Origin of the sequence: Pantoea allii (genome assembly GCF_002307475.1) — a bacterium.
Lineage (GTDB): Bacteria > Pseudomonadota > Gammaproteobacteria > Enterobacterales > Enterobacteriaceae > Pantoea > Pantoea allii.
Genome location: NZ_NTMH01000031.1, coordinates 55566 through 80505, shown reverse-complemented (window position 1 = coordinate 80505; position 24940 = coordinate 55566). Strand labels below are relative to the sequence as shown.

The window sequence follows — 24940 nt, the reverse complement described above, 5'->3', positions numbered from 1 at the left end:
TGGCGGCAGAATAGCGGCGTGTTTCACCGTAAACTGTCTATATATTTCTGTGCAGATTGCATCACGACCTGTTTCGCATTGGGCGCAATGTCGCGTCCTTCAAACGCACTGTAAAGTCGTTCGAAATCATAGGGATCAAGGCGAGCGGCGATGTCGCTGATTTTAGCCGCCGGCAAAGGGAGCATATTGGGGTAACTCCACATAAAGGAGACGGCGTTCGCGCCAGCCGTGACCTGCACGACATCGCCTGACAGTAAGACGCCATCGTCTTTCGCCCAGTGCAGCACCGTGCCACCGTCGAAATGCCCTCCTAAACGTAACAGTGTCACTTCAGGCATGATTTCTTTGGCCTCGCCCTCCCATAACCGCAGGTACGGACTGTCGCGCATAATCCACTCGCTATCGCTGGCGTGCAGATAAATCGGCGCATCAAAAGCCGCCGCCCAGTCTTGCATCGTGCTGTAGTAATGAGGATGAGAAATGGCAATCGCACTAAGGCCGCCAAGTGCGCGAACAATATCAATCGTTGCATCATCAAGGTTAGGAATACAGTCCCAGAGGACGTTGCCCTGTGTGCCTTTCACTAAAAAAGCGCGCTGATCGATAGCAAATCCTGGCACCGTTTTCAGGCTCAACAAGGCTTTTTCATGCTGATACCATTTATTGCTGTGGCCTGCATGCAGTGCCTCAGGTGAAATCCATTGTTGCCCCTGTTTAGGGACATACTGACGTTCATCTTCACAAATTTTACAGTGCGCGATCTGAACATCCAGCTGTTGATAAGACGTGCCGCATGTGAGGCAAATTTTAATCATCACGGTCGCTCCGGTTAACCATTCAGATTAATTTTAGCGTTTTTACCCGGTGCAGGTTTCAATTTGTGCGAGGACAGTCGTCTAAAAACATGCCGGGCTGTATATCAAAAAGTCGCTGCCGTTCAGACTAAACCGTCCCACTTCACGCATTCCAAGGCGCTGGTGAGCCTGAATGGAATGATAATTGTCAGCCTGAATAAACAGAACGGGGGCTTTATTACCGTAATATCGGCACATTTCATCGTACAAACGCGCCAGTAAGCCCTGACCACGGGCGGCCGTGCTGATGCAGACCGGGCCGTAAATCCAGCACTGCTGCGCGGGCGGCCAGGCACGAAGCATCGTTTTCACGATCTCCGGACCTTGCTGGAACGATGTGGTGCTAAATAACACGCCGGCGATCCCAGAAGCGGATTGCGCGACCACCACAAAGGCCCCCGGATGATTCAACATCCCGGCAACCTTTTCGCCAGGAAAATCCCCGTTCAGCGTTCCGCCATTCCCCGCTGAGTTTTCCTGAAGCAGGGCAGTGATGCCTGCCAGGTCCTGCGACGTTGCTTGCCTGATGACATATTTATCCGAACTGACCATGCTCTCTCCCTCCTGAACCGGTGTTGCGGTGGCGTGTTATCACGCCTACCTCTTCGATGTGTTCCCTACTGTATCCCACGTCGCCCGCGACCATTTTAACAATGTCACGTTTACTGCCGACAGCAGGCAATGGCGGCGCGCTGGATTGGCGATATGTGATTTTGCACGATGTACCTGTGGAGGCGGAATATAAAGCCAGCTAACACATTCTCATAAAAAACCTGCTTCTAATCGCATAGAATACGCATACGCTTCCCCAGGTTTTTCGGGGATGATTTTAGCCATCAAAAAGAGGAAAAATGATGTCTGATAAACCGTTGAAAATCGTCACGCTACTGGGAAGCCTGAGAAAAGGTTCGTACAACGCAATGATTGCACAGGCGCTACCGCAACTGGCCCCACAGGGCGTGCTGATTGAGGCGCTTCCATCCATTCGGGATATTCCACTTTATGACGCCGATATTCAGCAAGAAGAGGGGTTTCCTGCCCCTGTTGAAAAGATCGCTGAACAGATTCGTCAGGCAGATGGCGTGATTATCGTCACACCGGAGTACAACTATTCTGTCCCGGGCGGATTGAAAAATGCGATCGACTGGTTATCCCGCGTTCCCAATCAGCCGCTCGCGGGAAAACCGGTGGCGATTCAGACCAGCTCCATGGGCGCGATCGGTGGCGCGCGTTGTCAGTATCACCTGCGTCAAATTCTGGTGTTTCTTGACGCCATGGTACTGAACAAACCGGAATTTATGGGTGGTGTCATTCAGAATAAAGTTGATGAACAGGCGGGTAAGGTGATTGAGCAGGGCACGCTTGAGCATCTGGCCAGGCAATTAGCGGCATTCAGTGATTTTATCCGCAAAGTTAATTAGCCTGGTTTTCCCGCAGGCGGTCTGAAAAAAACCACGCTTAAAAAAAGCGTGGTTTTTAAATTGAGGATTAGCGCAGTAAAGACAGCATGGTCTGTGGAACCTGATTGGCCTGTGCCAGTACAGATGAACCCGCCTGCTGCAGGATCTGTGCACGTGACATATTTGATACCTCGGTCGCATAGTCCGCGTCCTGAATACGGCTACGTGCAGCAGTCAGGTTAGTCACGGTATTATTCAGGTTGCTGATTGTAGATTCAAAGCGGTTTTGAGACGCACCCAACAGGCTACGTTGGCTGTCAACGGCCTTAATCGCTTTATCGATATCCGCCAGCGGGGTGCTACCAGAAGCGCTACCACTACTACCACCAGTGACTGCACCTTTCAGCACGTCGAAGCCGATAGCCGCGGTGCTGCGGGCTGTACCATTAACCGTCTGCCCGGTTGTCACACTGGTGTTCTGCACAGTACCTGAAGACGCGTTACCCGCTGCAGCCAAATCGAAGCTGTCACTTGAGCTAATGGTGATACCGATAGTCTGCCCATCCTGAGAACCGACCTGGAAATTATAAGTGCTGTTGCCTGAACCCGTGTTCAACACTTTAATGCCGTTGAAATCCGTCTGTTTCGTGTCACGGTCAATTTCCTGCATACGCTGGTTAACTTCGGCCTGGATAGAGTCGATATCAGAGGCTGAGTTAGAGCTATTCTGCGCCTGAACAGTCAGGTCGCGGACGCGCTGCAGGTTGTTGTTTATTTCATCCAGCGCGCCTTCAGCCGTCTGAGACAACGAAATCCCATCATTGGCGTTACGCGCCGCAACCGTCAGACCGTTGATATTTGACGTAAAGCGGTTAGCAATGGCTTCCCCCGCGGCATCATCTTTGGCACTGTTGATGCGCAGACCCGATGACAGGCGCTCAATCGCCGTACCGAGAGATGACTGAGACTTATTCAGGTTATTTTGAGTAATTAACGACAGGACGTTAGTGTTGATGACTGACATGGTAAATTCCTTCTTATGAGAACGTATTATTTACGCATTATTATTATCGAACCCTTCCTGCTAAACTTTAATAAAAAAAAGCCAGATAAGATTAATTATTGAATAAGTATTTTGTTGTAAAATCTCAGTTGTAAATATAAGAATTAACCGGAAAGAAATGATTATAACCCCACACAAAACCCAACCAAAAAACCAATTTCCTTAAGGTTAAACACGTTTTGTTACAGCGTAAGGCTTTAAAAAGCACAGATGATTAAAGGGGTTGCTCAGTATTCCACAAAGCGCTTATCTGCGACCTTTTCGCTAAAAGATGCTTTCATTAGAGAAACTGCATTAAATATTTAAAAATACATTGGGTAAGATATATCATTAACGAAATATAAAAAATGAATACTCACGTTAATGAGGTTTGTCCAGGCGCGAGGTTAAAGCAGTGGCGTTGACGATACCGCGCGGCATAAAAAATTCTGCATTAGTTTTTGGCTTATGACAAAGGCGATGTGTCTTGTCAGCGTGCGAGCACTCGCCTAATGGATATTGGCGCGGCAATGCGACGAGGTTCTGGATAAAGAGTTACGCCAAATTCATGGCTTATGGATGCGATAAAAAAGTGCTATTGAGGGAGTAACCAAATACCAGAGAAAACCAGGGCCTTATAATGGATAAATGCTGATGGCGCAGGAGCACCATCAGCATGAGAGGCAGGATGTTCAGCCTTGTGGCAAAACGGCGTGAGGCAGGCGTTACATCTTCGCGAACTGGGCAGACAGATAATCACCCGTCTGCGTCATTGAAGAGACCAGCGTACTCAGATTGGTAAATTCCGTTTTGTACTGTGCCATCACCGCAGTGATTTGATCGTTGACGGTATTGTACTGATCGGACAACTGTTTTAACGAGGTGTTAATCCCCGTGGTCGCATTTGATACTGTGCCGTTACTTGCCAGCATATCATTCAGTTTATTGGTCACCTGCGTGGCGAAACCTGTTGTTTTTCCATCCCCCGTCAAAAAGCTTAAAACATCTGCGGGTTGGTTGGTTAAGGCGGCATTCAGCTTCGTACTGTCTACCGTCAGATCACCTTTATCGTCCTGCGTTATTCCGAGCTGAGAAAGTACCTGAATACTTCCCGTACCCTGAGGATCGGAAAATTGACTGCGCAGACTGGTCTGGATATTCATTAATGTATTATCCCCCAGCAAATCGCCATTATCTGTACTCTGCGCCTGTCCTGCCTGAACCGGGGTATAGTTTGTCTGGTCAGCGATGGTTTTCTGCAGCGAATTATACGCATCAACATACGACTGAACGGCTGTCGCCATTGGCGAGGTATCTGTAGCAATGGATAAGGTTTCAGGCGATCCGCTGTTAACTTTATTAAGATTCAGCGTTACGCCCTCCGGCGCATCCGTCACGATGTTGCTGCTGCGCGTGATAGATAATCCGTTAACCTTCAATTGAGCATCCTCAGCGGCAACCTGCTGTGTCATACCGTTATTACTCCCGCCCTGGCTATAGTTAATATATTGCGACAATGTGGCATCATTTGTACTTACGGTCATGGCATTCGCCGTGCCGCTATCGCGCGCCGTCAGGGATAAATAGTAGGTATTGTCATTGGCCATAATCACACTGGCATTGACGCTACCTTGTTGCTTGTTAATCGCATCACGGATATCAGACAAGCTGGTCTGATTCTGATTTAACGTCACGGTTAACGGCGATTTCTGTCCAGGCTGGCTGATCGTAATCGTGCGTGAAGCCATGCTGCTGTCGCCCAGATCGGTCGTTTCGTCGCTTGCCGATTTGGAGAGCAGGGACTGCGACGCCGCTAGCTGGTCAACTTCAACAGAATAATTTCCGGCTGCAGCACCGCTGGCAAGCGTAGCCGTAAAGGCCGAATTCGAGCTGGTCACTTTTGTTGTCGCAATGCTGGAAGCATTTTCCAGCGCAGAAGCTGCAGTCTGCAATTTCGACATTGAACTTTGTACCACGCCCCAGGCCGTCAGTTGCGCATTATAAGACGCTTGCTGATTGGTTATGGGTGTCAGTTGCGCCTGTTCGGCTGACTGTATGTTGTCATATAAGGTATTGAGGTCGAGGTTAGTACCAGCGCCAAGTGTGCTTATGCTTGCCATATTCTTGTCCTGATGAAGTGACACCAGTGATTAAAATACAATGCATTAATTAGGTGTTTTTCTGATTTTAACGGTTGTTGCAAATCGGTTTATTGTCATTACACGACTATCAATTTTTTGTTAAGCCGGTAAATATATGTTAACAGAATAACAAATTGTAATTATTTGGTGGCAGCATTTGCCGTATTTCCTGACACCGTTATTCTCTCGTGTAAAACACCGTGATTATTAATCAACAGGTTATAGTCACGCCGCGCAACTTAAGTAAAATTCAGGCCAGCTAATCTCCAACGCAAGGTTATAAAGCATCCTTATAAGTTCCTGATCATCATTTCTGTCGCACGGATGCTAAACAGCCTGGTGATACTTAATACAAATTGCCTGTCACCTTAAAATTATCATCAATTAATCAATGAGATTACGTAGGGTTATCGCATCTTTCTTAATGCTTTTATTAAGTGCGACGTCTTCATCACTGCATAAAATATTTTATGAGCCCGAAACCTTACATTTGTTACATGGATTTACAGCTCATATCGAAAGGCTAACAAAGCGCTGTATCAGGGGGCAGTTTGGTCATCAAAAGCCTTATGCCCGTCAGGTTTGGGAGAAGTAGTAAAAATTTCTACTAATTGCCGTAGCTGCGCGTAGGCCAGTAGGAACGCTGCCACTTTAAAGTGACAGCCCTGCACAAACTGTGAAGAGAAGGGTTACAAAAGTAATAAATGGAATGACCTTCCCACTGTATTAGATACAACGATCAGTTAGTCATGTCGGGTTGTTTACCTTCTATTTTTACATGTTTCCAGCTTGCTGCTAAAAATCTCAATAAATCCGTTCTGGGCCGGCTTGCCCGGCTGGATAAGACGCAGTTCCACGCCATGCTCAAAGGCCCATTGATCCCGTGCGAGGCAGGTGAATTCCGGTCCCTGAACGGTTCTTATCTTAGCCGGATAGCCACGTAAGAGCGTGATACTGTCCAGAATACGCGAGACCTGAACGCCTGAAATACCGAAAGCAGCGGTGATCGTCAGACGCATATTTGTAAAATTACTAATAAAATTCAGTTACTTAAATTTACGGTTGCTGGTAAGTGCATCCATGGCAAATTCCATTGACCAGGTCCGGGCGAAGAAGCGGAAGCCGCTCAGGCGCCAGGCCCTTACGATGTCGTCTGCGCTTCACGCCCAGACCGTTAAGGTGGTAAATGCAGTATATCTGGGATGGGATTTTTTCTGACGTGTCAGAGGCAGCCTCTATTTTCAGATAATCGGGGATGAAGAGTGGCAGATGGCACGAGATATGCCATAAGTAGCGAAGCCATGCTATCTGTGATTTTGCCGACTGGCTCGCAACGTCAGCCGTGATTGTCTAGGGCATTTTTATACCGTTCATAAGCGGACAACCGGCAGGAAAAGCAGCCAGCGTTCTCCTAAAACGAACAGGATGTACAGCAAAAACGCCCGCGAGCCGTGGCTGCTTTTTACCAGCCTTATGGGATATAAGCCGCGGGTGATAATTAAAATATACAGCCGCCCTATGCAAACAGAGCAGAACTTCAGAGATGAGAAAAGTGAGCGGCTACGGTCTGGGACTTCGGGCAAGTAAAAGCTGGGGAGAAAAGCGGATATCGATGCTTTGCCTGGTCGCGACACTTTACAGCATCATCATGTGGCTGACAGGGTATTACCCTGAAAGTAAGGGAATAAACAGATGGTTTCAGGCTAACAGTGTGAAGTCGCGGAGGGTATTGTCGTATCTGACATTGAGTGAGAATGTCATCCGGCAGTCACCGGGGAGCCTGTCAGGCATTAACCCCGACAGGGTATATGCCGAGATGGCGAGAACCTATTGAAACATCATCATGGTGTATTGATGATGTTTCTGGGGATCCTTCAGACCGTAAGGGGCTTACTGATTTGGCCGTTCAGGTAAAACCTTACCGATCAGATAGACAACCGCGATAGACAAACCAATCGCTATCAGTCTTTCATGCCAGGTTTCATAGTGAAAGAACCAATAGCAGCACAGCAGGAGAAGCAACCCGCCTATGATTGCACCTGACGCTTCTATAAGGCTATACATGATGCGTTTACCTAAGCTCAATTTGGCAGGCCTATTATCTCTCATTAGCATTAACCTCCTTTTCTACCATCTCAATGATCCTTTCAAAGGCAGTGACCTGTCCCCCAGTATTAGATACAACCTTCAGTTAGTAATGTCGGTTGGTTTTTCTTAATGTTTCCCGTTTCGCCAGCCTGCTGCAAATTCAGACGGCGTTTGGTTATTCAGCGATGAATGAGGTCTGGAATGGAATGTACTGACGTTAAGGTTTATGGCTCCGGGGAGGATAATTTATCCGTACGAGCTGTACATGACGCTGCAATTAGTCATTTTTCGCGCCGTACGCCTATTTCTCCGTACCCGAACGGGCCTGCTTATTCGTAGCACCAGCGTCCTGCGTGGGCTGATTCGATTAACATTGCAATGGTAAAGTCAGGAACTTCAGGAACGCTTCGCCGACGGCGGAAAGGATTCAGTATCGTCAGCAGTGGCGGCTCGGGTGGATAGTACGTTTCAATAGAGAAATTCTCCCTGCTGACGTTGAATTGCATAAAAAATTCATTCATCAGCGACTGCGCCTCGTCTTTACTGAGATGGAGATCCGCATCCAGATCGGTTTCTGGCCTGAGTTCCTGCGCTGTGAAAACGCCGCGTCCGTTATGACGCTTAACCAGTGCGTAAATTTTCTCATCCAGTTCGTCGATTACCATAGTTTGTCATCCCCCCGTGCTATCCGGTTGTATTCCACAACGCTGTGATAACCAATCTGTGAAACATCAGCAGCCAGAATGACCCAGCCCGGTCCAGGTACCAATCTGCGCCACCATCCGTATTCTGAGAGTTGAAGGCGGATAACCTCCGACAAAGGAAGGGAGCTTTATGCCCCAGGGGAATTTGGCATCACCAAATACGCGCCTTGCAGCTTTTGAAGCATACGACGTTCCGGTAACCGTACCGCCAGGTTTTCTGCGTGTGGCGATGATATTGCGTCCTGAGAGTATGGCCACAATGGCACTGAAATCACGCACACCCAGTTGAAGAGCGACCTGTTCACAGAAAATTATAAAGAACAGTTCACCGGCAGAGAGATTCGGGCGCCCGGCATAGAAATAGGTCTGTCCCAGCTCCTCAGTTGTATCCACTTCCTGCTCCCGTAATCGCAGTTGCAGCTATATTCCTGATGTGAGTCTGAAGATACCGCTGAGAATGATGACTGGCAACCTGACCGTCAGGTATGCATGACCCGCCATCTGCGGGACTGACATCAGTTTCCTTCTGCCTTTTCCTCTTTCTGGTAAACCGGATCGGAGCCCTTTGGCAGAGTCAGGGAAATCTGGTGGTAACAGGCGAGGCGCTCACGGAAATATTCCCGCAGCGCCTCAGGATGCTGCAGTTCTGTTTCCATCGGGATGACAGGTTTATTCATCAGCTCTTTCAGGCAACGCCCGAGGCAGCATTTTCAATGAGGTAACAGATGGACGACGTTTACTCGACATTTTTCGCATAAAAAAATGACATTACTCGCCCGGATACCCGCCTTCTCCTCACCACCATTATTTCGGATCAATACAGCCCATAATCAGTGGGGTCAGGGATTCAACCAGCTTGCTGTATCACGAAAGCGACCTGAAAATCAGGGAGCACTGCACCGATACTGCTGGTTTCACTGATCATGTCTTTGCCCTGATGCATCTGCTGGGATGTGTGTTTTGTCCGCGAATCAGGGATCTCCACTTATAAAAACCCGGCGCTTCAGTCACTGATATCAACGACCACACTTAATCTGGAAGAGATCGAAATTCACTGGCGTGAAGTGCTGCGTCTGGCAACCTCGATAAAGCAGGGGACCGTGTATATAGAAAGAGTGATCGATGCCCTGAAACGTAAGGGGCTGAAGCTCAACGAACAACTGTTGTCGCATCTGTCACCATCAGGATGGGAGCATATCAATCTGACAGGCGATTAGATCTGGAAAGCAACCGTATACCGGCTTCCGATAAATTTCGTCGGCTGAGACCAGCTAAAGTCGAAAGGTTAAAAAAAAGCCTTAACGTACAATAATTTTCGATATCCAAACTGCCCCCTGTCAGGTATTAATTCCCCTGATCTGGACGCTTATTTTAAAACGCTCGGTCAGAAGTGACCGGGAATGACAGAGATAGAGAGTGTTAATTTTACAGGCGTTTTACCTGCAGCGGTTCAGCGCTACCGCAAAAAGCGTGCGTCAAACCGGAAGGGGATGTCGCGGGCCTGCTTAACAATCGCATTGAACGCGGGATGTTCAGGATTAAGCAGATAGTTTGATTCCACCGGCGAGAGGGCGCTAGGCACGCGTAATGCCACGGAACCACCACTTTGTACCCAGGCATCACCGAACAGGCGCAGTGCAGCAGGCCCTTCCGGTGCAGCCCAGTCGGCGGGTAGCTGATTGATATCAACCCACTCAATCAGTCGATCGGGAACCTCTATACTCAGGAGTGTAAAAGAGTCCAGCACGCTGGCGCTTTGCAGATGGATCAGCGTCTCCAGCATGGTCAGCGAGGCCGTTTCAGAAGCATAAACCATCGACACACCGACGCTGTTCCAGCGACCGCCACCTTCACGCGCACCAAAACCACTCCAGGCCGATCCCAGATAACGCGTCTTAGTCATGCGGTAGAGCTTCACGAATAAACACCGTGTTCGAGTCGGGTAATGAGTTTCAATACTTCATAAGCCCCGGTTTCAGACGCCACCAGATCGGCCGGTTTTTTATTGCCCAACGCGCGTGCAGGCTCATTGAGCCACTGGCGTGCTTTTTCTTTATCGCCCTCAAACAGCTCCACGGCACGATCCATCACGCGAATAAATCGCACCAGCCGTTCGCTCTGTTCTGCAGTGAAGCGACTCTTTACGCTACGAGTAAATGTCGAGCCGGCGATGCCGGTCATCCGGCGCAGCTCTGCCTGAGAAATTTGCGCCCACGTGACAATGCGACTGGCGACCGTACCGTCAAGGCCATCATCGATTTGATCCATCAGCACAACGCCGTCCGCACTGCTCAGACCGGCAAACTGCCACAGGCGATCGGGTTCTGCCGCGGATGCGGGTAATGTGAATTGTTTCATGATCACCTCCATTTGGTTATTTGATTATAGCCAAATGGCGATAGGGTTCAATGCACCATTTTTGCGCTGTCATATTTAGAAAATAAACCCGGTTTATTCTTTTATTGGCGGAGAAAACGGGGAGGGTAAGCAACACATCCTCTGGTTTTGATCTGGCATTCTGTGGTCAACAGCTGACAGAAGAAAGGGACATGCGCAGTAAGAGGGATGAACAGGGGCGATAACAGCCGAAGTCGCCTGTCTGCATGCGGCTGACGACAAACAGGTCGGTCAGCTGAACGTCATCATCACAGGTAAGCGGCACTCTGTGCTGTCTCTCGCTGTTTCGCATGACTTTTGCCATGACAGGATAGTCACCGTGACGAAAGATTGTCGGTGACTGTGATATATTGCCGCTCTTAGTAGTGCAGGCGCTGGGTTCAACCGATAGGGACTATCCGTTATGAAACGACACGATATCAACTCTTCAACATTATTTCGCAGTGCGGGATTCGATCCGACGTCTGGGGTGCTGGAACTTGAGTACCGCAACGGTACGTGCCGACGCTGGCTTGCTGTTCCGGCCCATACCTATCAGGGATTCTGTGCAGCCGTCGATCAGGACGCGTTTTTCCGCGAAAGCATCGACAATCGCTTTTTTTCTATGTATCAAAAGAGCGATGCATAGCGATACAAGATGACGGCTCATTTTTTCAGGCATGGCGGTGAAGATAAGCGTCAAACGCCGTCTTTCTCGCTAAGTGGATAGGGCGACGGCGATAAGGTGATTTTGCGGGTCCGTGCGAATTATCTTCCCTTCAAGGCAATCATTGAAACACTCACTGATTGCCTGAAAAAGACCGCTCAGATAACCCACTAATGGGCCACTCACCGCCGCTGAATTACATCATTTGCGGTTCGCGAATCGCATTACCTTTCTCGAAACGTGAAAGACGATAAGGTGCGATGTCTGTATAAACGGGATTATTCGTCAGCAATTGTGCGCACAAAAGCCCTGCGCCAGGACCAATGGCGAAACCATGTCCACTGAAGCCGGAAGCAATAAACATCCCTGGTATTGCACTTACCTCATCAATGACGGGCACTAAATCAGGTGTGGTGTCAATCCAGCCCGCCCAGGCATAATCAACTTTTATCCCATTCAATTCTGGAAATAAACGGGTCAACTCCGCAAGACCATTGCGAATGATGCTGTTATCCGGGTTGGGATCAAGGACACGGATTTTTTCAAACGGTGAACGGCTGTCATGATGCCAGCTTCCAGCCGCTTCAGGGCCCGAAAAGAACGAGCTGTTAAGCCGGACCTTGAGCTTTTTAGCCACTTTACTGCGATACATTGGATAGAACTTTGCAGCATAACGGATGTTTTGCGGTGCCAAATCAATTTGTCCAAGACCGGGCACGGCAACGGTATAACTGCCATCCTCACGGCGGCGAAGGCAAAGGTTAGGTGTGCTCAGACATCCTTTCACCACTTCAGGCGCAGCGGTCGTTTTGAACACCGTGCCCAAAATATTCGCTGCTGGGAGTTCAATGCCATATTGTCTGCAAAAACGTGAACTCCATGCTCCACCACAACAGATAACCCGGCTGGCGTTTACCCGCCCGCGTTCTGTCCATACACCTGAGACCCGGCCCGCACTAATGTCCAGTGCGCGCACCGCGCAGTGCTGAAATATGCTGGCACCCAAATTTTGCGCACCGCGAGCGATGGCCGGTGCTGCCTGCGAAGGTTCCGCGCGACCATCGGTAGGTGACCACACGCCGCCTCGCCAGGCCGTTTTATCTCCAATCCGTGCCTGAGCTTCCTGCGCAGATAAGAGATGACTGGTAAAGCCCATTTGCTTCGCTTGCTGACCCCATGTTTCCCAACGCGCCAGATCAGCATCGTTGACTGTGCCATAGAGAATGCCGCTGCGCCTGAAACCAAGATCCATTCCGATTTCGGCACTCAGTTCATCCCAGCGCTGTAGGCTGCGCATCGCCATAGGCAGTTCATACAAGTCACGATTCTGCTGGCGCACCCAGCCCCAGTTCCGGCCAGACTGTTCACCGGCAATAACGCCTTTTTCAAACAGGGCCACTGAAACGCCCTGTTTCGCCAGTTCATAGGCCGTTGACGTACCAACAATGCCACCGCCTATCACAACAACATCGACAGTGGTGGGGAAGACGGAGCTGTCATGGACGCTATCGACCTTGATTCGCATGGGTTAACCTTGTTTCAGATATGATGTCGCGGCGGAATATGCATAATCCACAATACACGGGCTTCTGTGTCGCTATCGTTGAAAATATTATGCGGGAGATGGCTTTTAAACTGAAAACTGTCACCCGCTTCGATTAAGGTTTTCCCCCCCTCTACTTCAAGGGTAAGTTTACCTTCCATTACTACACCTGCTTTTTCACCCGTGCCTGTCAGCATCTCTTCTGAACGTGTGCGCGGAGGAATACTGATATACATAAACTGAATATCGTGTTCGCCTGAGGGCGATAACATCTCTTTAGTTATCCCCAGTTTGCCAACATGAAAGTGCGGCCGCTCATGCCTGCGTCGCACGTAATGCTCTGCGCCCGGCCGCATTACGTCATCTTGTTCAAGGAAGGCTGTCAGTGGCACATCTAAGACCACACGAAGTTGCTCCAGAACGCGTATCGTAGGGTTAGCCAGATTACGTTCAATCTGGCTAATTGCGCCCGCTGACACATTAGCCTGTTGCGCCAGCTCTTTGATCGTCATGCTACGAGACTTACGAATTAATTTTAAACGTATACCAATGTTAGCCTCTGCTGCACTCAGCTCCTCTGCGTGCATTACCGCTGTTTTCATAACCATGCTCCTTAAGGTTTGTCGCGTCCCTGTGTGAAAGCGCGATCAGGGCATTCCCCATTTAGCTTTAATTTTTTGCAGTGACCCATCTGCTTTCATTGCTGTCAGCGCGTTATTAATATCGGCAAGCAGCTTATCGTTGCCTTTTTTCACACCAAACGCCATGGGCGAAATATGCTCGGGTTTATAATCATCTACAACATGCATACCTTTAAAAGATCCGGTTTTTTCCTGAACTTTCAAAATAGGATAATCATTCATGCCTGCCGCGATACGACCCAGTGACAAATCGCGCATCATATCTGAAGGGCTATCGTAGACTTTGACTTCTTTAGCAATGCCGCTTTTTATAAGGCTTTGCGTGTAGTCAGTGCCTGTCATAGTACCCACGATTTCGTCCTTAAGATCTTGTTGCGAATGGTAGGTTTTTTTATTGTCATCACGCACGACGAGTCCAGGCCCAAATGCAGTCACCGGCTGAGAAAAGGAGATGCGTTTTTCCCGCTCTGGCGTCGGTGTCATTCCCGCCACGATCATGTCAATTTTGCCTGCAATAACAGACTGAATAAGGGTGGAGAAGGGCACAGCGCTAAAATTAATCTCCAGATGCTGACGCCTGGCCACTTCGGCGGCGACATCGGGCATGAATCCTTCGATTTTTCCCGTTTTTGTATCCAGAAAGGTCGTTGGCGCACTGGATGGCGGGGAGCCCGCCGTCAACAACGCCGCATTAACACTGCAAGTGAAGCCTAATGCGGCAAACAACAAAGCCACACTTACGCACGATCGGTTAGACATGACGCACTCCTGCTTAAAACGGGGACCATTAACTTCAATATAATGAAATTAATTATCCTGCTGTCAATCATTTCTTTTCTAAAAAAAACCCCCCCTCACAAATGAGCATCAAACCCTTTGATTTGCGACTATAAGCGATCTTAAATGAAGGTTGTCGTACAAATAAGTTAATGCTATGACGCCATGAGAGGAAAAGTTTGACAGTATTTAACGGGGGAATATTCATTAAAATGAATTTTTAGCATGCCACCTAACACCGGCTGGAGCGCATAATGGACTGGAGCAGCATTCATGTATATCTCCCTTTTCTCTTGAAAGGGGCTGAAATGACAATCTACATCACACTGTTGTCGTTACTTATCAGTACGCCGCTCGGCCTGATCTTTGCTGCTGCAAAAATGTGCCCTTTTAAAATCATTTCATGGCCTGTCGCTGTCATCATTAACATCACCCGTGCGTTGCCCATGATTGTGGTGCTGTTTTACATCTACTTCGTTTTTCCCGACATTGGTATCACCCTTACCTCTTTTCAGGCCAGCGTGATCGGTATTGCTTTCTGTTTTTCTACCTTCCTCGCAGAGATCTTTCGTTCTGGCATTGAATCCGTGGATCGCGGTCAACTGGAAGCTGCACGTTCTATGGGAATGAGTTTTAGTAAAGCGATGCGGCGGGTCATATTGCCTCAGGCCTTTCATGTTGCACTGCCGCCTTACAGCAACACCTTGGTGATGATGCTTAAAGATTCGGCTCTTGCTTCAACGATCGCGGTAACCGAAATGACACGCCAGGGACAGCTTCTTGCTGCCTCGACCTTTGATAACACAACGGTATATACCCTGGTGGCGTTACTTTACCTGACGTTATGCATGCCATTGCTGGCCTTTACCAAACACCTTGAAAATCGTCAGAAAAGAGGAGCCTGAGATGATTGAAATTATTGATGTTCATAAGCGCTTTGGCTCAGTAGAAGTGCTTAAAGGGGTCAGTTTTCGCGTCGAAGAGGGCGAAGTGGTCTGTCTGGTTGGACCTTCAGGCTCCGGGAAGTCCACGGTGCTGCGCTGTATAAACGGGCTTGAGACGTATGAAAACGGTCAAATTCGCGTTCTCGGTCAGCATGTTGATAATAAAAGCAAAAATATCAATTTGCTCCGACGCCAGATAGGTATGGTTTTTCAGCGCTTTAATCTCTTTCCCCATCGCAATGTGCTTGAGAACGTAATGGAAGGCCCGATTTACGTTAATGGCGAATCACGCAATGCCGCAGAAAAACGCGCGAGAGAATTGCTGGAAAGAGTAGGGCTGGCAGACAAGGTTTCCGCGTGGCCTGCGCAACTTTCAGGTGGTCAGCAGCAACGTGTGGCCATTGCCCGAACACTGGCGCTACAGCCCAAAGCAATTCTTTTTGACGAACCCACCTCCGCCCTGGACCCCGAACTGGTCGGTGAAGTGTTGCAGGTTATGCGTAATCTGGCACAACAAGGCATGACAATGATCGTTGTCACACACGAGATGCAATTTGCACGAGAGGTCGCGGATCGCGTTTGTTTCCTGCATAGCGGTCAAATTGTGGAACAGGGGCAAGCCGAACAGGTCTTGCTGCGTCCTCAGGAAGCACGCACCCAGGATTTCTTGCGTCGGGTTCTGAGGGACTCCGGCGTGTCGAATATGATGAATGCGTAAACGTCAGAAAAGCAGTTCTGATCACGTAAAAATGGTTATTACGCGTTGTCAGTGCTGCGTCTTTCTGGCAGCTGCGGGGCCGGGAGAGTAAATGAACATATGAACGGGGGATCGGTGAACCTGTGTTGTGTTCATTCCCACGTTCATTTACCACCAGACCGTTCTGCTTTGCTGCATGGTCCTTTTAAGACCGAAGCTGAATGCCTTTGATAATGATGTCCTGAACACTCTTAACCGTTTGTTCAAAAAACACCGGATCGCTGAGCGTTTTACCGGTGATCGCCTCAACCTGCACGCCAAAATCCGCGTAATGCTGCGTAGTTGCCCACAGCATAAAAATCAGCTGCATCGGATCGACCGGTGCGATCAGCTCGTCTTTAATCCAGCCGCGAATAACATCCGATTTATCTTCCACCAGCGTTTTCAGGCTGCCACCCAGTTCCTGTTTTAGCAGTGGCGCGCCCTGCACCATCTCCAGACAAAACAATCTCGACGCCTGCGGATGGTCACGGGATACGCACAGTTTCAGACGGATATATTCGCGTATGGCTTCCAGTGGATGCTGATCGGACTGCAATGCTTTAAGCGGTGCTAACCAGATATCCAGCAGCCCTTTCAGCACCGCAATATATAAATCTTCTTTCGAGGGAAAGTAATAAAACAGATTGGTTTTTGAGACGTCAGCACGTTCCGCTACCTGCTCCAGTCGGGTGCCGTGGAAGCCATACAACGAAAAAAATTCCAGTGCAGCCGCCATGATAGCGCTACGTTTGGCGGCGACCGCCCGCGAGCGGCGCGTCAATGATTTCGACGCTGCCTGAGGGGACTTGCTTTCGCCGGCGGCAGATTCCGGGCTTTTGACCAATGGCTTCACAACGTCTCCATGACATAAACATCAAGGTGGAAAGCATAACAAATAGGGATAGGGGCGACTATCGTCATGCACGCCATTTATGAAAGCGGCGAAATAAGATCCCGCTTAACCGACTATTTAATAAATTTGCACCATTTGCGCTCAATCCTGCCTGATTTATGTGCAGTTATTTTTGAACAGGTGGTCCAAAACAGACCATCTGCTCCATAAAAAAATCAAACTCCGCTTTAACCTAATGAAAATAAACACTTTTAAAAACATGGCATCCACTTTGCAGTTGTTCTCTCGTCAGGAGATTTCAGCACGGTGCAATCAGTAACCCGCAGGACGCACTTAAGCCGCGCAGATATTTTCGCAAGCCCTTGTTGTGGTCCTTATTATTTTCAATCGAGGTGAGCTATGAAAATCGGTGTCTTTATTCCTATCGGCAACAACGGTTGGCTAATTTCAGAAACTGCGCCGCAGTACAAACCTACCTTCGAACTGAACAAAACCATTGTGCAGAAAGCCGAGCACTATCATTTCGATTTTGCGCTTTCGATGATCAAACTGCGCGGCTTCGGCGGTAAAACTGAATTCTGGGAACACAACATGGAATCGTTCACGTTGATGGCCGGTCTGGCTGCCGTGACCTCCCGCATTCAGCTTTACGCGACTGCCGCTACGTTGGTGATGCCACCGGCAATCGTTGCACGTATGGCTGCCACTATTGATTCCATCTCCAATGGCCGGTTCGGCGTGAACGTCGTCACCGGCTGGCAGAAACCGGAATACGAGCAAATGGGCATGTGGCCAGGCGATGACTATTTCAGCCGCCGCTATGATTACCTGACCGAATATGTCAGCGTGCTGCGCGACTTGTGGGGCACGGGCCACTGCACGCTCGACGGTGAATTCTTCAAAATGGACGACTGCCGCGTCAGCCCGCGTCCGCAAAGCCAAATGAAAGTCATCTGCGCCGGGCAAAGCGACGCAGGCATGGCGTTCTCCGCCAAACACGCCGACTTCAACTTCTGTTTCGGCAAAGGCGTCAACACACCCACCGCTTTTGCGCCGACCGCCGCGCGCATGAAAACGGCGGCAGAAGCCGAAAACCGCGACGTCTCCTCTTACGTTTTGTTCATGGTGATTGCCGACGAAACCGACGATGCCGCCCGTGCCAAATGGGAATTGTACAAAGCCGGAGCCGATGCCGAGGCGCTCTCCTGGCTCACCGACCAGAGCAGTAAAGACACCAAATCCGGTGCGGATACCAACGTCCGCCAGATGGCCGATCCGACTTCCGCGGTCAATATCAACATGGGCACGCTGGTCGGTTCTTACGCCAGCGTCGCCAGAATGCTCGATGAAATCGATACGGTTCCCGGCGCAGGCGGCGTGCTGCTGACCTTCGACGATTTCGTCAACGGTATCGAAAACTTTGGTCGTTACATCCAGCCATTAATGAAAACCCGCCAGCACATCGGCATTGAGCAGAAAGAGGTCGCATGATGAATGTTGTTGAGAATCAGACAGTGGTCCGCCGCGCGCCCCAAAATACCGGCGAGGAAACGATCCTCACAGCCCGTCCTGAAGCCATTGCCTTCACGCCGCAGCAAACGGCGCTGATTGTGGTGGATATGCAAAATGCCTACGCGACTCAAGGCGGTTATCTTGATCTGGCAGGCTTTGATGTCTCTGCCACTGCGCCAGTGATTGCCAATATCAAAGTGGCGATAGCCGCTGCACGCGTTGCGGGCATCAAAGTGATTTTCTTCCAGAACGGCTGGGACAATCAGTACGTCGAAGCCGGCGGTGCCGGTTCACCGAACTACCATAAATCCAATGCGCTGAAAACGATGCGCAAACGCCCGGAACTGATGGGTAAACTGCTGGCGAAAGGCGACTGGGATTATGACCTGGTCGATGAACTGCAGCCGCAGCCGGGCGATATTGTATTGCCCAAACCGCGCTACAGCGGTTTCTTTAATACGCAGCTCGATAGCCTGCTGCGCAGCTACGGCATTCATCATCTGGTATTTACCGGCATTGCGACCAACGTATGCGTCGAATCCACCCTGCGTGACGGCTTCTTCCTGGAATATTTCGGTGTTGTGCTGGAAGACGCGACACATCAGGCCGGCCCGGAATTTGCGCAGAAAGCCGCCATTTATAACATCGAAACGTTCTTTGGCTGGGTCTCCAGCGTGGGTAACTTCTGTGACGCGCTAGGTTACAAAACTGAACAAAATGCGGCCTGACCGCTTTATAAAAAGGACGATTAACGATGCCTAAAAGCGCCATTATTCCGGCTGGCAGCGGTGTTCCGCTGGCGCCTTTCGTTCCAGGTACTCTCGCCGATGGCGTGGTGTACGTTTCGGGTACATTGCCTTTTGATAAAGACAATAACGTCGTGCATGTCGGTGATGCCGCCGCGCAAACCCGTCACGTGCTGGAGATCATCAAAAGCGTGATCGAAACCGCAGGCGGCAGCATGGATGACGTCACCATGAACTCGATTTTTATCACCGACTGGGCAAATTACGGCGCGGTGAATCAGGTGTACGCCGAATACTTTCCGGGTGAAAAACCGGCCCGGTTCTGTATTCAGTGCGGCCTGGTGAAACCTGATGCGCTGATCGAAATCGCGTCCATTGCGCATATTGGCCGGTGATCCGTCCGAGTGTCCCCGTCCTCCTGAAGAGGAAACAGCATGTATTACAAGGTACTGGGTAGGAAAAATGCCGATGCAGAAACCGTGGTGCTCTCATCCGGGCTGGGGGGTTCTGGCAGTTTCTGGCAGCCGCAGTTGGCGATGCTCGCGGAGCATTTCCGGGTGGTGGTCTATGACCAGCACGGCACCGGGCACAGTCAGGGCACCGTGCCTGCCGGTTACCGGATGGAGGACATGGCCGACGAGCTGGCGAGTATGCTCAATGTGCTGGAGATCAGCCGCTGCCATCTGGTCGGTCATGCTTTAGGCGGCATTATTGGCCTGCATCTTGCACTGCGTTATCCGATGCTGTTGCAAAGTCTGGTGGTGATTAACGGCTGGACGACGCTTAACAGTCAAACGCGTCGCTGCTTTCAAGTCCGGCAGAATTTGCTGCTTAACAGCGGTGTCGATGCCTACGTCCAGGCGCAGCCGCTGTTCCTGTATCCGGGCGACTGGCTGTCTGACCATGAGGCGTTATTGCAGGAAGAGCACACGCACCAGGTCGCGCATTTTCAGGGAATGGAAAACCTGCTGCACCGCCTGCAGGCACTAATGGAGTCTGATCTGACGGCGTCGCTCAAAGAGGTGATCGCGCCGACGCTGGCTTTCAGTTGTAAAGACGATTTGCTGGTGCCGTGGTCGTGTTCGGTCGATCTTGCTTCACGTCTTCCTCATGGCGAGCATCGACACATGTTGTACGGCGGTCATGCAATGAGCGTGACCGACCCCGATACGTTTAACCCGATTTTACTGGATTGGTTACTACGGCACTCATCACAAGCGTCCGTTACGCCGTCCGGTTACATTTCCACGGAGACATCATGACCGATGCATTAACCGCCAGCGCACTGGCTACCTTATTCACTGAAGCCCGCACCCATAACGGCTGGCTGGATAAACCGGTGACAGGCGAACAGCTGAAAACGATTTACGCACTGGCGCGCATGGGGCCGACGTCGGCGAACTGCAGCCCGGCTCGTATCGTGTTTATTCAGAGTCAGGAAGCTAAAGAAAAACTGGCACCGGCACTTTCCAGCGGCAATCTGAAGAAAACCCTGAGCGCCCCGGTGACAGCGATTATTGCCTGGGACCCGGAATTCTATGCGTTATTGCCTGAGCTGTTTCCTTCTGGTGATGCCCGTTCATGGTTCACCTCCAGCCCACAACTGGCCCAGGATACCGCGTTTCGCAACAGCAGCTTGCAGGCTGCGTATCTGATTATGGCCTGCCGCGCGATCGGCCTGGATACCGGACCGATGTCCGGTTTCGACAACGCCAAAGTCGATGAAACGTTTCTGGCGCAGGAAGGCTGGAAATCCAATTTTCTGATCAACATCGGTTACGGCGACAGCAGCAAAGTGTATCCGCGCGCGCCGCGCCTTGATTTCGACCGCGCCTGCCGCGTGTTGTAAGCATCATTGATTAATTCTGAGGACCGGACCATGCAATCAACCCTGAACGCCACACTGCCCGCCATCGATGCGCCTGAAGTTGCAAAACAGGCGGCTGTAGAAAAACAGGAATACCGTGATGCGATGGCGTGCCTCGGTTCCGCTGTCAATATCATCACCACTGACGGCCCTGGCGGACGGGCAGGGTTCACTGCCTCCGCCGTGTGCAGCGTAACCGATGCGCCGCCGACATTGCTGGTCTGCCTGAATCGCTCTGCGTCGGTGCATCAGGCGTTTACCCAAAATCAGGTGTTATGTGTAAACACACTGGCCGATTGTCATGAGTCGCTGTCCGGTTTATTTGGGGGGAAAACGCCGATGGAGCAGCGCTTTGCCGCCGCCGAATGGACAGGTCTTGCCACCGGTTCACCGATCCTCACCAACGCGCTGGTGTCGTTTGACTGCACCATTACGCAGATCACCCGCGTCGGCACCCACGATATTTTGTTTTGTGAAGTCGTTGCACTCCAACGCAACGATGACTGCCACGGACTGGCGTATTTCGATCGACGCTATCATCCGCTGATGCGTCAGACAGCCTGTTAACTCAGTCCTCCCTCAACACAGTAAGGGTCGTGCATGGCAAATACCTGGTTTCCGCAATGGCGTAAAAGAGAAGGCAATCTGGATGGTGCGGTGATCGCGCCGGATGAACGGCTGCCGTTGGGCGCAACGGTGATCATGGGGCTGCAACATACGGTGGCGATGTTTGGTGCCACCGTATTAATGCCATTGCTGATGGGGTTTGACGCCAATATGGCGATCCTGATGTCGGGCATCGGCACGCTACTGTTTTTTCTGGTGGTTGGCGGGCGCGTACCCAGTTACCTCGGTTCCAGTGCGGCGTTTGTCGGGCTGGTGATTGCGGTAACCGGCTACAGCGGTCACGGCTCGAATCCAAATATCGGCGTAGCGCTGGGCGGCATTATTGCCTGTGGCCTGATTTATACGCTGATCGGTTTTGTGGTCATGGCGGTCGGCACGCGCTGGATTGAGCGCCTGATGCCGCCAGTGGTGACCGGGGCGGTGGTGATGGCGATTGGTCTGAACCTCGCGCCCATTGCGATTAACAGCGTATCGGCTTCATCGTTTGACAGTTGGATGGCGGTGATGACCGTGCTGTGTATCGGCTCGGTGGCGGTATTTACCCGTGGTCTGGTGCAGCGGTTGTTGCTGTTGCTGGGTCTGGTGGCGGCGTACCTGATTTACATGGCGATTACCAACGGCCTTGGGCTGGGCACACCGGTGAATTTCAGCGCAGTAGCCCAGGCACCCTGGTTTGGCGTACCCACCATTACCACACCGGTATTCAGCACTCACGCAATGCTGATGATTGCCCCGGTGGCGGTAATTCTTGTAGCGGAAAACCTTGGCCATATTAAAGCCGTGGCAGGGATGACGGGTAAAAACCTTGATCCTTATATGGGCCGCGCCTTTATCGGTGACGGCCTGGCGACCTTACTTTCGGCTTCAGCGGGCGGCACCGGCGTGACGACTTACGCTGAAAACATCGGCGTAATGGCCGTTACCAAAATTTACTCCACGCTGATTTTTGTCACCGCAGCGATCATCGCCATTGCCCTGGGCTTCTCACCCAAATTTGGTGCGCTGATCCACACCATTCCCGGCCCGGTGCTTGGCGGCGCGTCGATTGTGGTGTTCGGATTAATCGCCGTGGCGGGCGCCCGCATCTGGGTACAAAACCACGTCGATCTGGGGCTGAACGGCAATCTTATTATGGTGGCGGTCACGCTGGTACTTGGCGCGGGTAACTTTACCCTGACGCTTGGCGGCTTCAGCATGGGCGGTATCGGCACCGCGACTTTCGGCGCAATTTTGCTTAATGCGTTTTTGAGCCGTAGCAAAATGGCAAGCGCACAGCCGGAGATAAAGACTGAGGTGGTGGTGAAGGAGTAAGCCTCTAATTGAGAGTTAAGAAGGGCGGGCAGGGAGTGTTTCTGAATGAAGAGCCGGGTGTTTTCGTCACGTCTAAAGCGTGGTGGGAAATGCCCGGTTTTTGCTTTTAGTAGTAGGGGGCAGTTTGGATATCGAAAATTATTGTACGTTAAGTGACCTGCCAACCTTCAGTTAATAATGTCGGTTGGTTTTTCTTGATGTTTCCCGTTTCGCCAGCCTGCTGCAAATTCAGACGGCGTCTGGTAATTCAGCGATGAATGAGGTCTGGACTCGTTATAGTCCTGCCGCCAGTCATTGATCATTTTCCGGGCATGAAGAATATCGCTGAAACAGTGCTCATTCAGGCATTCATCCCGAAAGCGACCGTTGAAACTCTCAATAAATCCGTTCTGAGTTGGCTTGCCCGGCTTGATTAAGCGCAACTCAACACTATGTTCAAAGGCCCATTGATCCAGCGCGCGGCAGGTAAATTCCGGACCCTGATCGGTTCTTATCGTCGCAGGATATCCACGAAACAGCGCAATGCTGTCCAGAATACGCGCGACCTGAACACCCGAAATCCCGAAAGCGGCGGTGATCGTCAGACACTCCTTCGTGAAATCATCCACACAGGTCAGGCACTTCATCCTGCGGCCGCTGGCAAGTGCATCCATGACAAAATCCATCGACCATGTCAGGTTCGGCGCATCCGGGCGAAGAAGCGGAAGCCGCTCAGTCGCCAGTCCCTTGCGGCGTCGCCTGCGTTTTACACTCAGGCCGTTGAGATGATAGATGCGGTATACCCGCTTGTGGTTGACGTGAAGGCCCTCCCGACGCAGTAGCTGCCAGATGCGCCGGTAACCAAAGCGGCGGCGCTCAAGTGCCAGCTCTGTGATGCGTAGAGACAGCTGCGCGTCAGCAGCCGGACGCTGAGCCGAGTAACGGCAGGTCGACAGGGACAAACCTGCCAGCCTGCAGGCACGACGTTGCGACAGACCTGCGGCCTCACACATGACTTCCACGGCTTCCCGCGTCTGGTCTGTCGTCAGAACTTTCGGCCAAGAGCTACCTGAAGCGCCTCCTTATCCAGCATGGCTTCAGCGAGCAGCTTCTTGAGGCGGGCGTTCTCCTCTTCAAGCGACTTGAGCCGCTTCACTTCGGGAACTTCCATGCCACCAAACTTCTTGCGCCAGGTGTAAAAGGTAGCGTCTGAAATAGCATGCTTACGGCAGAGTTCCCGGGCTGAAACCCCGGCTTCGGCCTCGCGGAGAATACTGATGATCTGTTCGTCGGAAAATCGCTTCTTCATGGGGATGTCCTCATGTGACTGATGAAGACATTACTAACATCGCGGTGTGTTAATCAACGGGGAGCAGGTCACTACAGCCAGATAAGCCCAGCGTTTTCCCGTCCAGATATAAGTCACATCACCGCACCAGGCCTGATTAGGCTCGGTAACAGCAAACTGGCGATCCAGATAATTAGGGATCTCAATGTGTTCCTTAGACACCTTCTTATAACGATGGCCAGGTTGCTGACAGCTGATAATATTGAGCGCTTTCATTAGCTTTGTTGCCCGCCAGCGGCTCAGTTTTATACCTTTGGTGGTGACCATCGCGGCAATGCTTCACGCTCCTGCTGAGCCGTTACTTTCGCGATAAACTTCACGCACAAGGCTCAGTAATGCCACTCTCGTGGCGTCAGGCTTCCTGGGCTGCCGCCAGTATTTATAACTGCTGCGATGAACCCCAAACACGTTGCACACAACGGCAACAGGAAACCGCGCCCTGAGTTTCTCAACTAATGAGAATTGTTCAGGGAGTCTGACATCAAGAGCGCGGTAGCCTTTTTTAATATATCCCTTTCCATTTCAACGCGTTGAAGTCTTTTCTTTAGCTCGCGTATTTCAATCTGCTCAGGTGTCATGGGTGAAGCAGTGGGTGATTTTCCCGCTCGCTCTTCTTTCAATTGTCGAACCCATTTGTCCATTGTGGATTTGCCGACGTTCATTGCCGTAGCAGCGGCGGCAACGGTGTAATGCTGATCGAGTACAAGCTGGGCAGCTTCGAGGCGAAACTCGGGGCTAAAATTGCGTCTGTTACGTCCGGTCATAATGTCACCTGTTTTTA

The 24940-nt window shown here is 50.9% G+C and carries 24 protein-coding genes and 5 pseudogenes; 13 read left to right on the top strand and 16 right to left on the bottom strand.

The window, feature by feature from the left end; all coding sequences use genetic code 11:
* Window positions 1–23: 23 nt before the first annotated feature.
* Both CMR03_RS11375 and CMR03_RS11370 read right to left on the bottom strand, forming a co-directional pair.
* Window positions 24–815, bottom strand: a complete 792-nt coding sequence (locus tag CMR03_RS11375; protein WP_096011591.1) for an MBL fold metallo-hydrolase — start codon at window positions 813–815, stop codon at window positions 24–26.
* A gap of 81 nt (window positions 816–896) precedes the next feature.
* Window positions 897–1406, bottom strand: coding sequence for a GNAT family N-acetyltransferase (locus tag CMR03_RS11370; protein ID WP_096011590.1), 510 nt, complete (start codon window positions 1404–1406; stop codon window positions 897–899).
* A 302-nt stretch (window positions 1407–1708) separates the two neighbouring features.
* On the opposite strand from CMR03_RS11370, the gene CMR03_RS11365 reads away from it, so the two are divergent.
* Window positions 1709–2275 (top strand): NADPH-dependent FMN reductase, encoded by a 567-nt coding sequence (locus tag CMR03_RS11365; RefSeq protein WP_063876898.1) that lies wholly within the window; start codon window positions 1709–1711, stop codon window positions 2273–2275.
* 67 nt (window positions 2276–2342) lie between these two features.
* On the opposite strand, the gene CMR03_RS11360 is transcribed toward CMR03_RS11365, so the two are convergent.
* From CMR03_RS11360 to CMR03_RS11350, 3 genes and pseudogenes are all read right to left on the bottom strand, one after another.
* Entirely contained in the window at window positions 2343–3278 is a 936-nt protein-coding gene (locus tag CMR03_RS11360) for a flagellin N-terminal helical domain-containing protein (RefSeq protein ID WP_096011589.1), read from the bottom strand.
* Between the two features lie 743 nt (window positions 3279–4021).
* On the bottom strand, window positions 4022–5416 hold the full coding sequence (fliD, locus tag CMR03_RS11355; RefSeq protein WP_096011588.1) for a flagellar filament capping protein FliD: 1395 nt from the start codon (window positions 5414–5416) through the stop codon (window positions 4022–4024).
* A 791-nt stretch (window positions 5417–6207) separates the two neighbouring features.
* Window positions 6208–6637: pseudogene (locus CMR03_RS11350) on the bottom strand (DDE-type integrase/transposase/recombinase); the annotation flags it as partial.
* On the opposite strand from CMR03_RS11350, the pseudogene CMR03_RS11345 reads away from it, so the two are divergent.
* Window positions 6635–7271, top strand: a pseudogene (locus CMR03_RS11345) (IS4 family transposase); the annotation flags it as partial. The pseudogenes CMR03_RS11350 and CMR03_RS11345 sit on opposite strands and share 3 nt — an antisense overlap.
* A gap of 583 nt (window positions 7272–7854) precedes the next feature.
* Here the strand turns inward: CMR03_RS11345 and CMR03_RS11335 are convergent.
* The 3 genes and pseudogenes from CMR03_RS11335 to CMR03_RS11325 all read right to left on the bottom strand — a co-directional run bounded on the left by CMR03_RS11335 (window position 7855) and on the right by CMR03_RS11325 (window position 8906).
* Window positions 7855–8190 (bottom strand): DUF1493 family protein, encoded by a 336-nt coding sequence (locus CMR03_RS11335; protein ID WP_063876894.1) that lies wholly within the window; start codon window positions 8188–8190, stop codon window positions 7855–7857.
* Window positions 8184–8622: pseudogene (locus CMR03_RS11330) on the bottom strand (STM2901 family protein). Before CMR03_RS11330 ends, CMR03_RS11335 begins: the two are co-directional and overlap by 7 nt.
* Before the next feature lie 122 nt (window positions 8623–8744).
* Window positions 8745–8906 (bottom strand): DNA polymerase III subunit theta, encoded by a 162-nt coding sequence (locus CMR03_RS11325; protein ID WP_082875117.1) that lies wholly within the window; start codon window positions 8904–8906, stop codon window positions 8745–8747.
* An 89-nt stretch (window positions 8907–8995) separates the two neighbouring features.
* Here CMR03_RS11325 and CMR03_RS11320 point away from each other — a divergent pair.
* Window positions 8996–9541: pseudogene (locus CMR03_RS11320) on the top strand (Tn3 family transposase); the annotation flags it as partial.
* 144 nt (window positions 9542–9685) lie between these two features.
* Here the strand turns inward: CMR03_RS11320 and CMR03_RS11315 are convergent.
* Together CMR03_RS11315 and parS are read right to left on the bottom strand one after the other, a co-directional pair.
* Entirely contained in the window at window positions 9686–10147 is a 462-nt protein-coding gene (locus CMR03_RS11315) for an RES family NAD+ phosphorylase (protein ID WP_063876891.1), read from the bottom strand.
* A complete protein-coding gene (gene parS / locus CMR03_RS11310) occupies window positions 10144–10587 on the bottom strand; it encodes a type II RES/Xre toxin-antitoxin system antitoxin (RefSeq protein ID WP_096011587.1) in 444 nt (147 codons plus the stop codon). The genes CMR03_RS11315 and parS overlap by 4 nt, the downstream gene beginning before the upstream one ends.
* A gap of 442 nt (window positions 10588–11029) precedes the next feature.
* Between parS and CMR03_RS11305 the strand changes: the two genes are divergently transcribed.
* Window positions 11030–11254, top strand: coding sequence for a KTSC domain-containing protein (locus tag CMR03_RS11305; protein WP_063876889.1), 225 nt, complete (start codon window positions 11030–11032; stop codon window positions 11252–11254).
* A gap of 214 nt (window positions 11255–11468) precedes the next feature.
* Here the strand turns inward: CMR03_RS11305 and CMR03_RS11300 are convergent, their stop codons facing one another.
* Genes CMR03_RS11300 through CMR03_RS11290 form a run of 3 tightly spaced genes read right to left on the bottom strand, consistent with a single transcriptional unit; the run spans window position 11469 to window position 14215 of the window.
* Entirely contained in the window at window positions 11469–12797 is a 1329-nt protein-coding gene (locus CMR03_RS11300) for an NAD(P)/FAD-dependent oxidoreductase (protein WP_096011586.1), read from the bottom strand.
* A 14-nt stretch (window positions 12798–12811) separates the two neighbouring features.
* Window positions 12812–13417, bottom strand: a complete 606-nt coding sequence (locus CMR03_RS11295; RefSeq protein WP_096011585.1) for a helix-turn-helix domain-containing protein — start codon at window positions 13415–13417, stop codon at window positions 12812–12814.
* 45 nt (window positions 13418–13462) lie between these two features.
* Window positions 13463–14215 (bottom strand): ABC transporter substrate-binding protein, encoded by a 753-nt coding sequence (locus tag CMR03_RS11290; protein ID WP_063876886.1) that lies wholly within the window; start codon window positions 14213–14215, stop codon window positions 13463–13465.
* Window positions 14216–14487: 272 nt separating this feature from the next.
* Here CMR03_RS11290 and CMR03_RS11285 point away from each other — a divergent pair, with 272 nt between their 5' ends.
* Window positions 14488–15138 carry an amino acid ABC transporter permease gene (locus tag CMR03_RS11285; protein WP_063876885.1) on the top strand — a complete coding sequence of 217 codons (651 nt, stop codon included), beginning with the start codon at window positions 14488–14490 and terminating at the stop codon, window positions 15136–15138.
* A gap of 1 nt (window position 15139) precedes the next feature.
* Window positions 15140–15895 (top strand): amino acid ABC transporter ATP-binding protein, encoded by a 756-nt coding sequence (locus CMR03_RS11280; protein ID WP_063876884.1) that lies wholly within the window; start codon window positions 15140–15142, stop codon window positions 15893–15895.
* Window positions 15896–16079: 184 nt separating this feature from the next.
* On the opposite strand, the gene rutR is transcribed toward CMR03_RS11280, so the two are convergent.
* Window positions 16080–16769, bottom strand: a complete 690-nt coding sequence (gene rutR, locus CMR03_RS11275; protein WP_096011584.1) for an HTH-type transcriptional regulator RutR — start codon at window positions 16767–16769, stop codon at window positions 16080–16082.
* 399 nt (window positions 16770–17168) lie between these two features.
* Here rutR and rutA point away from each other — a divergent pair, with 399 nt between their 5' ends.
* From rutA to rutG, 7 genes are read left to right on the top strand one after another with little or no spacing between them, the layout of a single operon-like run.
* Window positions 17169–18260 (top strand): pyrimidine utilization protein A, encoded by a 1092-nt coding sequence (rutA, locus tag CMR03_RS11270; protein WP_063876882.1) that lies wholly within the window; start codon window positions 17169–17171, stop codon window positions 18258–18260.
* Window positions 18260–19009, top strand: coding sequence for a pyrimidine utilization protein B (gene rutB / locus CMR03_RS11265; RefSeq protein WP_096011660.1), 750 nt, complete (start codon window positions 18260–18262; stop codon window positions 19007–19009). Before rutA ends, rutB begins: the two co-directional genes overlap by 1 nt.
* 26 nt (window positions 19010–19035) lie before the next feature.
* On the top strand, window positions 19036–19422 hold the full coding sequence (gene rutC / locus CMR03_RS11260) for a pyrimidine utilization protein C (RefSeq protein ID WP_096011583.1): 387 nt from the start codon (window positions 19036–19038) through the stop codon (window positions 19420–19422).
* A gap of 39 nt (window positions 19423–19461) precedes the next feature.
* On the top strand, window positions 19462–20289 hold the full coding sequence (gene rutD / locus CMR03_RS11255; RefSeq protein ID WP_096011582.1) for a pyrimidine utilization protein D: 828 nt from the start codon (window positions 19462–19464) through the stop codon (window positions 20287–20289).
* Window positions 20286–20876: a malonic semialdehyde reductase gene (locus tag CMR03_RS11250; RefSeq protein ID WP_096011581.1), complete on the top strand. Its 591-nt coding sequence runs from the start codon at window positions 20286–20288 to the stop codon at window positions 20874–20876. The genes rutD and CMR03_RS11250 overlap by 4 nt, the downstream gene beginning before the upstream one ends.
* A 30-nt stretch (window positions 20877–20906) precedes the next feature.
* A complete protein-coding gene (gene rutF / locus CMR03_RS11245) occupies window positions 20907–21461 on the top strand; it encodes an NADH-dependent FMN reductase RutF (protein WP_096011580.1) in 555 nt (184 codons plus the stop codon).
* 33 nt (window positions 21462–21494) lie between these two features.
* Window positions 21495–22832, top strand: a complete 1338-nt coding sequence (gene rutG, locus CMR03_RS11240; protein ID WP_096011579.1) for a pyrimidine utilization transport protein G — start codon at window positions 21495–21497, stop codon at window positions 22830–22832.
* 167 nt (window positions 22833–22999) lie between these two features.
* Here rutG and CMR03_RS11235 read toward each other — a convergent pair.
* Window positions 23000–24120 (bottom strand): IS3 family transposase gene (locus tag CMR03_RS11235; protein ID WP_096011578.1). Its coding sequence is split into 2 segments (ribosomal slippage): window positions 23000–23862 and window positions 23862–24120, totalling 1122 coding nucleotides; the frame shifts between segments, so codons are not numbered across the junction.
* A 69-nt stretch (window positions 24121–24189) separates the two neighbouring features.
* A pseudogene (locus CMR03_RS11230) lies at window positions 24190–24923 on the bottom strand (IS3 family transposase); the annotation flags it as partial.
* Window positions 24924–24940: the final 17 nt, after the last annotated feature.

What these genes read in the sequence shown, in the direction of transcription:
- CMR03_RS11375 (WP_096011591.1), bottom strand. Translation starts at nt 815, where the DNA reads ATGATTAAAATTTGCCTCACATGCGGCACGTCTTATCAACAGCTGGAT.
- CMR03_RS11370 (WP_096011590.1), bottom strand. Translation starts at nt 1,406, where the DNA reads ATGGTCAGTTCGGATAAATATGTCATCAGGCAAGCAACGTCGCAGGAC.
- CMR03_RS11365 (WP_063876898.1), top strand. Translation starts at nt 1,709, where the DNA reads ATGTCTGATAAACCGTTGAAAATCGTCACGCTACTGGGAAGCCTGAGA.
- CMR03_RS11360 (WP_096011589.1), bottom strand. Translation starts at nt 3,278, where the DNA reads ATGTCAGTCATCAACACTAACGTCCTGTCGTTAATTACTCAAAATAAC.
- fliD (WP_096011588.1), bottom strand. Translation starts at nt 5,416, where the DNA reads ATGGCAAGCATAAGCACACTTGGCGCTGGTACTAACCTCGACCTCAAT.
- CMR03_RS11335 (WP_063876894.1), bottom strand. Translation starts at nt 8,190, where the DNA reads ATGGTAATCGACGAACTGGATGAGAAAATTTACGCACTGGTTAAGCGT.
- CMR03_RS11325 (WP_082875117.1), bottom strand. Translation starts at nt 8,906, where the DNA reads ATGAATAAACCTGTCATCCCGATGGAAACAGAACTGCAGCATCCTGAG.
- parS (WP_096011587.1), bottom strand. Translation starts at nt 10,587, where the DNA reads ATGAAACAATTCACATTACCCGCATCCGCGGCAGAACCCGATCGCCTG.
- CMR03_RS11305 (WP_063876889.1), top strand. Translation starts at nt 11,030, where the DNA reads ATGAAACGACACGATATCAACTCTTCAACATTATTTCGCAGTGCGGGA.
- CMR03_RS11300 (WP_096011586.1), bottom strand. Translation starts at nt 12,797, where the DNA reads ATGCGAATCAAGGTCGATAGCGTCCATGACAGCTCCGTCTTCCCCACC.
- CMR03_RS11295 (WP_096011585.1), bottom strand. Translation starts at nt 13,417, where the DNA reads ATGAAAACAGCGGTAATGCACGCAGAGGAGCTGAGTGCAGCAGAGGCT.
- CMR03_RS11290 (WP_063876886.1), bottom strand. Translation starts at nt 14,215, where the DNA reads ATGTCTAACCGATCGTGCGTAAGTGTGGCTTTGTTGTTTGCCGCATTA.
- CMR03_RS11285 (WP_063876885.1), top strand. Translation starts at nt 14,488, where the DNA reads ATGGACTGGAGCAGCATTCATGTATATCTCCCTTTTCTCTTGAAAGGG.
- CMR03_RS11280 (WP_063876884.1), top strand. Translation starts at nt 15,140, where the DNA reads ATGATTGAAATTATTGATGTTCATAAGCGCTTTGGCTCAGTAGAAGTG.
- rutA (WP_063876882.1), top strand. Translation starts at nt 17,169, where the DNA reads ATGAAAATCGGTGTCTTTATTCCTATCGGCAACAACGGTTGGCTAATT.
- rutB (WP_096011660.1), top strand. Translation starts at nt 18,260, where the DNA reads ATGAATGTTGTTGAGAATCAGACAGTGGTCCGCCGCGCGCCCCAAAAT.
- rutC (WP_096011583.1), top strand. Translation starts at nt 19,036, where the DNA reads ATGCCTAAAAGCGCCATTATTCCGGCTGGCAGCGGTGTTCCGCTGGCG.
- rutD (WP_096011582.1), top strand. Translation starts at nt 19,462, where the DNA reads ATGTATTACAAGGTACTGGGTAGGAAAAATGCCGATGCAGAAACCGTG.
- CMR03_RS11250 (WP_096011581.1), top strand. Translation starts at nt 20,286, where the DNA reads ATGACCGATGCATTAACCGCCAGCGCACTGGCTACCTTATTCACTGAA.
- rutF (WP_096011580.1), top strand. Translation starts at nt 20,907, where the DNA reads ATGCAATCAACCCTGAACGCCACACTGCCCGCCATCGATGCGCCTGAA.
- rutG (WP_096011579.1), top strand. Translation starts at nt 21,495, where the DNA reads ATGGCAAATACCTGGTTTCCGCAATGGCGTAAAAGAGAAGGCAATCTG.